The 7,559-nt window shown below is 31.3% G+C and carries 5 protein-coding genes and 1 rRNA gene; 3 read left to right on the top strand and 3 right to left on the bottom strand.

Annotation, left to right across the window (positions count from 1 at the left end; genetic code table 4):
• From ABWU82_RS03575 to mnmG, 3 genes are all read right to left on the bottom strand, one after another.
• A 16S ribosomal RNA gene (locus ABWU82_RS03575) occupies nt 1-88 on the bottom strand; the annotation flags it as partial.
• A gap of 258 nt (nt 89-346) precedes the next feature.
• The gene (gene rsmG / locus ABWU82_RS03570) at nt 347-1,057 is read right to left on the bottom strand and encodes a 16S rRNA (guanine(527)-N(7))-methyltransferase RsmG (RefSeq protein ID WP_353290130.1); all 711 of its coding nucleotides are present in this window, start codon (nt 1,055-1,057) and stop codon (nt 347-349) included.
• The gene (gene mnmG / locus ABWU82_RS03565) at nt 1,050-2,894 is read right to left on the bottom strand and encodes a tRNA uridine-5-carboxymethylaminomethyl(34) synthesis enzyme MnmG (RefSeq protein WP_353290129.1); all 1,845 of its coding nucleotides are present in this window, start codon (nt 2,892-2,894) and stop codon (nt 1,050-1,052) included. Before mnmG ends, rsmG begins: the two co-directional genes overlap by 8 nt.
• A gap of 1,362 nt (nt 2,895-4,256) precedes the next feature.
• Between mnmG and lysS the strand changes: the two genes are divergently transcribed.
• Genes lysS through ABWU82_RS03550 form a run of 3 tightly spaced genes read left to right on the top strand, consistent with a single transcriptional unit; the run spans nt 4,257 to nt 7,403 of the window.
• Nucleotides 4,257-5,735, top strand: coding sequence for a lysine--tRNA ligase (gene lysS / locus ABWU82_RS03560; RefSeq protein WP_353290128.1), 1,479 nt, complete (start codon nt 4,257-4,259; stop codon nt 5,733-5,735).
• Nucleotides 5,736-5,753: 18 nt separating this feature from the next.
• Nucleotides 5,754-6,743 (top strand): class-II aminoacyl-tRNA synthetase family protein, encoded by a 990-nt coding sequence (locus tag ABWU82_RS03555; protein WP_353290127.1) that lies wholly within the window; start codon nt 5,754-5,756, stop codon nt 6,741-6,743.
• Nucleotides 6,744-7,403, top strand: coding sequence for an IspD/TarI family cytidylyltransferase (locus tag ABWU82_RS03550; RefSeq protein WP_353290126.1), 660 nt, complete (start codon nt 6,744-6,746; stop codon nt 7,401-7,403). It abuts the gene before it with no gap.
• The last annotated feature ends 156 nt before the right edge of the window (nt 7,404-7,559 follow it).

Here is a 7,559-nt window from a genome sequence, read left to right as displayed (position 1 = left end):
ACCACTAAGCACAAGTGCTTCGTTCGATTTGCATGTATTAGGCATGCCGCCAGCGTTAATCCTGAGCCAGGATCAAACTCTCAAAAAATTGACGGATTCTATTAAGTTTTCAAAGAACTAACTGTTGTTACTTTGGAACAACTATTAAAGTATATTACATTTGAAATAAAAATGCAATAGATTTTTCAAAAAAATTTAATTATTTTTTATTTTTTTGATTTTTTAATTTTTTTATAGACAAAATAAAGAAAAAAACCTCAGAATAATTCAAAAATTACTCTCAGGTTTTTTCTTAAATATTTGTTATTTTTTTAGGTTATGAAATTTACATATATATAGTATAGGACTATAATGGTTTTTTCATAATTTGTTGTCAACTTCTTGGATATTGTTTTGGTGTGGCTTTATTTTTGATAAACACAAAGACATGATGTTTATGTTCTAAGAAGTTAAAAGTCACTTTATCTTCTAAACTTAAGTGTAAAGTTTTGATTGTACCTTGAGCTTCTTTAAACTCTTCTTCAGCCTTTAATGATTTCGGTTGAATAATGAGACCATTAATCTTACAGAATGCTGAAGATAATTCTAAGATTTTGTATAAACCGCTAACTGCTCTAGAAGTTACAATATCAAATTCTTCATGGTGGTTTTTAGCTCAATTTTCAGCTCTATCATAAACGACAGTAACATCAGTTAATTGTAATTCTTCCACTAATAAGTTTAAAAATTCTGTTTTTTTGTTGTTTGAATCTAAAACTGTAACCTTTAATTTAGGGAAGAGAATCTTTAAAACAATACCTGGAATACCAGAACCGCTACCGATATCTAATAAGCTTTTAGTGTCGTTTTCGTCTAATAAACCAGTTTTAATGTACGGAATTAGAGATTCTAAGAAATAGTTACCGTAAACTAAATCTTCACTATCTAAACGAGTCAAATTATATTTTTGGTTTTCTCTTTGTAAAACACTTTTATATTTTTCTAGTAATTCAAAAGTTTGTTGAGTAACTCATGGACACAATTCTTTTAAGAATTTTTCAAATTCGCTTTTATTCATGTTTGTTTTCCAAATAGTATTTAATCTTTACGATGTCTTCTAAATTAATCCCACTAATTCTGCCGGCTTGGCTTAAAGTTAATGGTTTAATTTTGTTTAACTTATCTCTAGCTTCTAAAGGTAAGTTAGGAACTAATTTATAGTCAGTAATTTCAGCTAGACTTAAATCATTACTACTGTTGAATTGTTGAATTCTTTCTTCTTGTAATTTAATGTAACCTTCAAATTTCACTTTAATTTCAATCTTTTGAATTAAGAATGTATTTAAAGTCGCTGGATCAATTCCAATATATGGCAATAAATCACGTAAGTTGATTTCTGGTCTCTTTAAGTATTCGTATAATGAAGCATTATTTTTCTTCACTTCGAATTTTAATTCGTCTACTTGACCAATTGTTTTACTCTTTAATAAAGCGATGATTTCGTTTGAAGTTTGAATATCTGCTAAATATTGGTCGTATTGTTCTTGGGGAATTAAGCCTTGTTCGTAACCAATCTTAATCATTCTGTCATCAGTGTTATCGTTTCTTAAGAATAGTCTATGTTCTGATCTTGAAGTTAATAATCTGTATGGTTCAGTTACACCTTTAGTGACAATATCATCAATCATTACACCAATGTATGAGTTAGTTCTTGATAACACTAGCATTTCTTTTTCAGCAGCGTAGTTAGCAGCATTAATACCAGCAATTAAACCTTGGCCAGCAGCTTCTTCATAACCACTAGTACCATTAATTTGACCAGCACTGAATAGCCCTTGAACTTTTTTTGTCATTAAAGTGGGCGCTACTTGAGTTGGGTCAATTGCATCATATTCAATTGCATAAGCAAATTTTTTAATAATGCAGTCTTTTAAACCAGGTAAACTTCTAATCATTGGTTCTTGAATTTCTACTGGCATAGAAGTTGAGAACCCACCTAAATACATTGTGTCTAGTTCTAATGATTCAGGTTCTACGAAGATTTGGTGTCTTTCTTTATCTGGGAATTTCACTAATTTATCTTCGATTGATGGACAGTATCTTGGACCAATACCGTTAATCATTCCACCATACATTGCTGATTTCTTTAAGTTGCAGTTAATAATTTCGTGCGTTGTTTCGTTTGTGTGAATAATGTAACATGGCAACTGTTGTTCGTAAGGTAAATAAGTTGGGTTGTAATGTTCAAAACTTAATAATGCATTAGTGCCAGGTTCTTCTTGCATCACTGAGTAATCAATTGAATCTTTTTGGATTCTTGGAGGAGTTCCAGTTTTTAATCTAATTAATTGGAAGCCTAAGTCTTTTAGAGAATCAGATAAGAAGTTAGCTCTCTTTGAACCATCTGCCCCTTCTTCTTTTTTTACACTACCTCTATGAGTTACTGATTTTAAATAAGTTCCGGTTGTTAATACAACCGCCTTACATTCTAAAGCGTTATTTTTTAAATTAACACCTTTAATTTTGTTGTCTTCGATAATTAATCCAGTCACTTCATCAATGACTAAGTCTAAATTTTCTTGTTTTTCAATTTGTTCTAAAAATCAATGGTGGTATTTTACTTTATCTACTTGAGCTCTTAAAGCTCATACACCAGGACCCTTAGAAGAGTTTAATAATTTCATTTGTAATTGACAAGCGTCTGCACCCTTACCTTGCATTCCACCTAATGCGTCAATTTCCCGTGTTACTGTACCTTTAGCTGGTCCCCCGATTGATGGGTTACATGGCATTAAAGCTACGCCGTTTTTATCTAATGTAACTAAGGCTGTTTTCATGCCTTTTTTTGCGGCAGCAAAAGCGGCTTCTAGCCCTGCATGGCCCGCTCCGACGACCACAACATCGTATTGTGTCATATGTCTTTTATCTCCTTAATTATTTCCTCAGTAAATAATAAATTTATTGTATTTTATAATACAAATAAGATGTTTTACTTTGAGTCGTTAAAATTTAAAAATTCCGATTTAAATTATGAATACGGTTTATCTCTTCGGTTAGATAAAGGTGTTCATTATTTAACTAGTACCTATTTTACCGTTTTAAATAATGTTTATAAATATATTAGAAACAGCGAGGGTGACTTAGACGGTAATTTATTTATTGATAATATTAATCTTTCCCAATTAGATAATGTGAATCGGATCAACTTTTGTTATGAAAATATTTCTTTTTGTGAAAATACAATCGTTTTAGACCAAAACTTACAAAACCAAAAAATCTTAGACATGTTCTATTCGTTCGATAAGAAAGATATCCCATATAACCAAAGTCAAATGTTGGAAATGTTTGGTTTAGATTCTGACATTTTACTAAGTAAATTTAAATGAATGAATGAATTTAATCAGTGAAAATTTAAACTTTTATTAGCATGTATTAAACCTAGTAAATATTTAATTATTGAACCGTATAACTACCAGAATTTTCGGGAAAATGTCGTAGATGAAATGCGAAGTATTCTCGAATTAATCCATGGCCGGTTGAAAAAAACCGTCTTAATTTTTCAACAATATAATAACTTAATGGCTAGTGAAATTATTGATTTAAACAGTAAGGATAACTACATTAAAAACAAGCGGTTAACTTTGTCTTCTTTTAAGACTAAGTTTAATGGTTTTAATTTACTGGCAAATAACTTAAATATTTACAAATATGTCTTAAAGTCTATTTGAATTTGGTGAACTATTTTAGGTTTAGGATCGCTGATTCTTACCACGATTTTTATCTTCATGGTAACAATCTATTCTTTAACTAGTGGCACCGCTCCAGAACACGAGTGGTTAGTTAATTACGCTCACCAGCATTACCGAAGTTGATTATTTGGAACCTGGTTTATATATTTACTAAACTATATTTTGTTTTCTTTTACGGCGTTTTTCGTCTATAAACGCACTAAGAATTACTTGATTTTCTTGAACTCGTTATCTATTAGACAGAACTTAATTAACCTAATTATTCCTCTAATTATCATATTTTTATTAATTTTGATAACCATTATTGGTTTCTTAATAAATATCTTCGTTTTTGAATTAAAATTAAACATACACGAAAATGATACGTGGTGAGCTAGTTTTTATGCCTGTGTCGCTTATTTTTTATATGCTTTTATTACATTCTGCGTCACGATATTTACTGGCAACAAAAAAACTAATATTAAATTATTGTTTAAAAAGTTTTTTCATACACATATGAATTAAACTCTTTAAACATTCGGAGGATTTATGGAAAGAAAATTTACTGACCAAGAATTGGTCAGAAGACAACACCTGCAAGAGTTACAACAAGACGGTAGAAATCCGTATGAAACAGAAATTGTTGAACGTACTTGCACATTAAATGAATTCGTTAAAGAATACGAAGGATTCGAAAAAGAATCTCTTCACAACAGAGACGAATTTAGAACTTACACATTAGCTGGACGTGTAATGATTACACGTCAAACATTCGGTGTACTTAAAGATTTCTCAGGTACATGTCAATTTTATGTTTCAAAGAAAGAAGTTCCAGAATCTGTATTTAAAAAGTTCAAAGAAATAGACCTTGGCGACATAGTTAAAGTTATAGGTAAACCTATGAAAACTATGACTGGCGAAGTTACTTTATACGTTTTAGATATCGATATCGTATCTAAAGCATTAAAAGTATTACCAGAAAAATACCACGGTTTAGTTGACGAAGAAGCAAGAGCGCGTAATCGTTACGTTGACTTAATCGTCAATGACGATTCAATGAACACTTTTGTTAACCGTAGTATCATCGTTAAATCAATTAGAAATTACATGGATGGCAACGGCTTCTTCGAAGTTGAAACTCCTGTTCTTAACCCAACATTAGGTGGAGCAGCTGCTAGACCATTCATTACACACCATAACGCATTAGATAGAGAATACTACCTAAGAATCGCAACTGAATTACCACTTAAGAAATGTATCGTTGGTGGTTTCGAAAAAGTTTACGAAATCGGTAGAATCTTTAGAAATGAAGGTATGGACGCAACTCATAACCCTGAATTTACTTCAATGGAAGCTTATGTAGCTTACACTGGTATGGAAGGTATGATGGACTTAACTGAAGGTGTTATTAAAAACGCTGCTAAAGCTATGAACAAGTCTGTATGTCAATACAGAGGTTTTGAAATTGATATTTCTAAACCATTCAAGAGAGTTCACATGGTAGATTTAATTAACGAATACACAGGCGTTAACTTCTACAACGTAAAATCTGATGAAGAAGCTGTAGCAATCGCTAAAGAACACAACATCGAATTAGAAAAACACCAAATGAAATATGGTCACGTAATTAATGCTTTCTTCGAAACATACTGTGAAGAAAAATTAATCGAACCAACATTCGTATTTGGTCACCCAATTGAAATCAGTCCATTAGCTAAAAAAGATTACTCTGATCAAAGATTTACAAAACGTTTCGAATTATTCATCGGTCAAAAAGAATTTGCTAACGCATTCGCCGAATTAAACGACCCAATCGACCAATATGAACGTTTTGAAGCTCAATTAAAAGAAAAAGAATTAGGTAACGACGAAGCTAACGACATGGATATGGACTTCGTAAACGCTTTAGAATACGGTTTACCTCCAACTGGTGGTATGGGTATTGGTATCGACAGATTAGTTATGTTATTAACTGAAAAAGATACTATTAGAGACGTATTATTATTCCCTCACATGAAGGATAAATAGGATTAATTTATATAAATAATGGCAAACAATTACTTTTTTATAGGTAGTTATGTCAGTAAAAACGGTCTATATAAAACGTTAAAATTTATAGACCGTTTTTCTAATGAACTATTTAACCAAATTCAAGCTTTATACCATTTGGACAGCGTTTCGATTCCTAAGATTACAACCTTTAATCCTAAACACGATCAAAGATTAATTAATTATGACAACCGTTCCTCTAGTACTGTGTACCAGCTGCTAAACGATGCTAACTTATACACCGTTAATTTGTTTCATGAATTAAAATTAGAACCCAACTTTCAAGGTTTAATTTGAAGAAACACAACCATTAGCCGTGATGTAGTATACGATAGTACTCATTCCGGTTGCGAAGAAGAAATCTGAATTCGCAAACGGGTAACATCTGTGGATAAGTTGAAAACTACAGAGTTACTAGAAAAGTTAACTGATGAAATTTTAGAAATAATGAACGAAATTTTTCATAGGTTAGTCGAAGAATTACAAATCGATACTAACTTTAAGTTTGCGAACTTTTCCACATTATCTTTAAAAACGTTCTACACTAAGTTCCATACTCTGAAAACCGATGACTTCTTAATGCAAAAGTTATCTACCGATAAACTAGTTCTGTTAACAGAAATTGGCGATTCTAGTTCACGTTACTTAGAAGAAGTGGACCCGATTTTTGACGACTTAACTAGAAAAAGTGAATTATTATACTTTTACGAAGACATCAGTAATATCGTGCCAATCATATCTTTTAGTATGTTATCCACATATGAACAAACTTTAATAGAACTCCAACAAAGACACGTGGATGTAGAATCGCTAACAACCGAGCTTGAATTAATTAAACATTCGCCAGACCAAATGTCGATTAAAATTAACTTAAGCAAACTACTTATGATTTTGTTGAATAAAATTCACATCGGTGAGGTTGTTCCTGGTTCTTGACCAGAAGAATTATATTTAGAAGCCAAAGAGAAAGGAATTCATATTTTATAAATGAAATATACAGTTATTATCCCGGCAGCAGGATCATCAAGCCGCTTCCAAAAAGACAAATTATTAATCAAATTAAACAACGAGCTTTTAATTAAACACACTATCTATAATTTCCAATACGATAAAGATTGTGAAAAAATTATTTTAGTGGTGCAATCTAACAAGTTTAACTTTTATAAAAGTATGTTCCGTTTAATTAACAAATTATTAGTAGTTGAAGGTGATTCTAGCCGCTCTGAATCAGTATACAAAGGTTTACAATACGCATTAAAACAAGAAAATGTTTTAATTCACGACGCAGACAGACCATTTGTCTCACTAGATTTAATTACTGATGTGAAGAATGCTTTAGAAAACCACAACTTAGTGACAAGTTATATTCCTGTTTACGATAGTTTAGTTAAAACTGACGCTAACGGAGTTACTTATGTGGATAGACAAGAATACAAACTTATTCAAACCCCACAAGGGGCAAAAGTGGATATGTTGATAAAAGCTTACGATGCTAATAAAACTAACACCATTCCTTTTAATGATGAAATTAGTTTAATCCTTAACCACTTCCCAGAAGAACCAGTAGAATTTGTTTTAGGTAGTTCACAAAACAAAAAAATTACAACTCCAGACGACGTTAGTCAAATTGAGTACGATTCTTTATAAAAGCAAGAAAAGAAAAACCCTCGGAGGAATACAGTGGGAACCGATTATGGGACACTAATTGGTTTTAAATTTTAACACAAGAACTAAACTCAATTGGCGAAAGTCAGTTGAGTTTTTTCTGTATACGTTTGTTATTGTAATAATTAATGTATTTAT

The organism is Ureaplasma ceti, assembly GCF_040369755.1.
Classification (GTDB): Bacteria; Bacillota_I; Bacilli_A; order Mycoplasmatales; family Mycoplasmoidaceae; genus Ureaplasma; species Ureaplasma ceti.
Note: the sequence above shows the minus strand (reverse complement) of the source record. Positions and strands in the feature narration are given on the sequence as shown.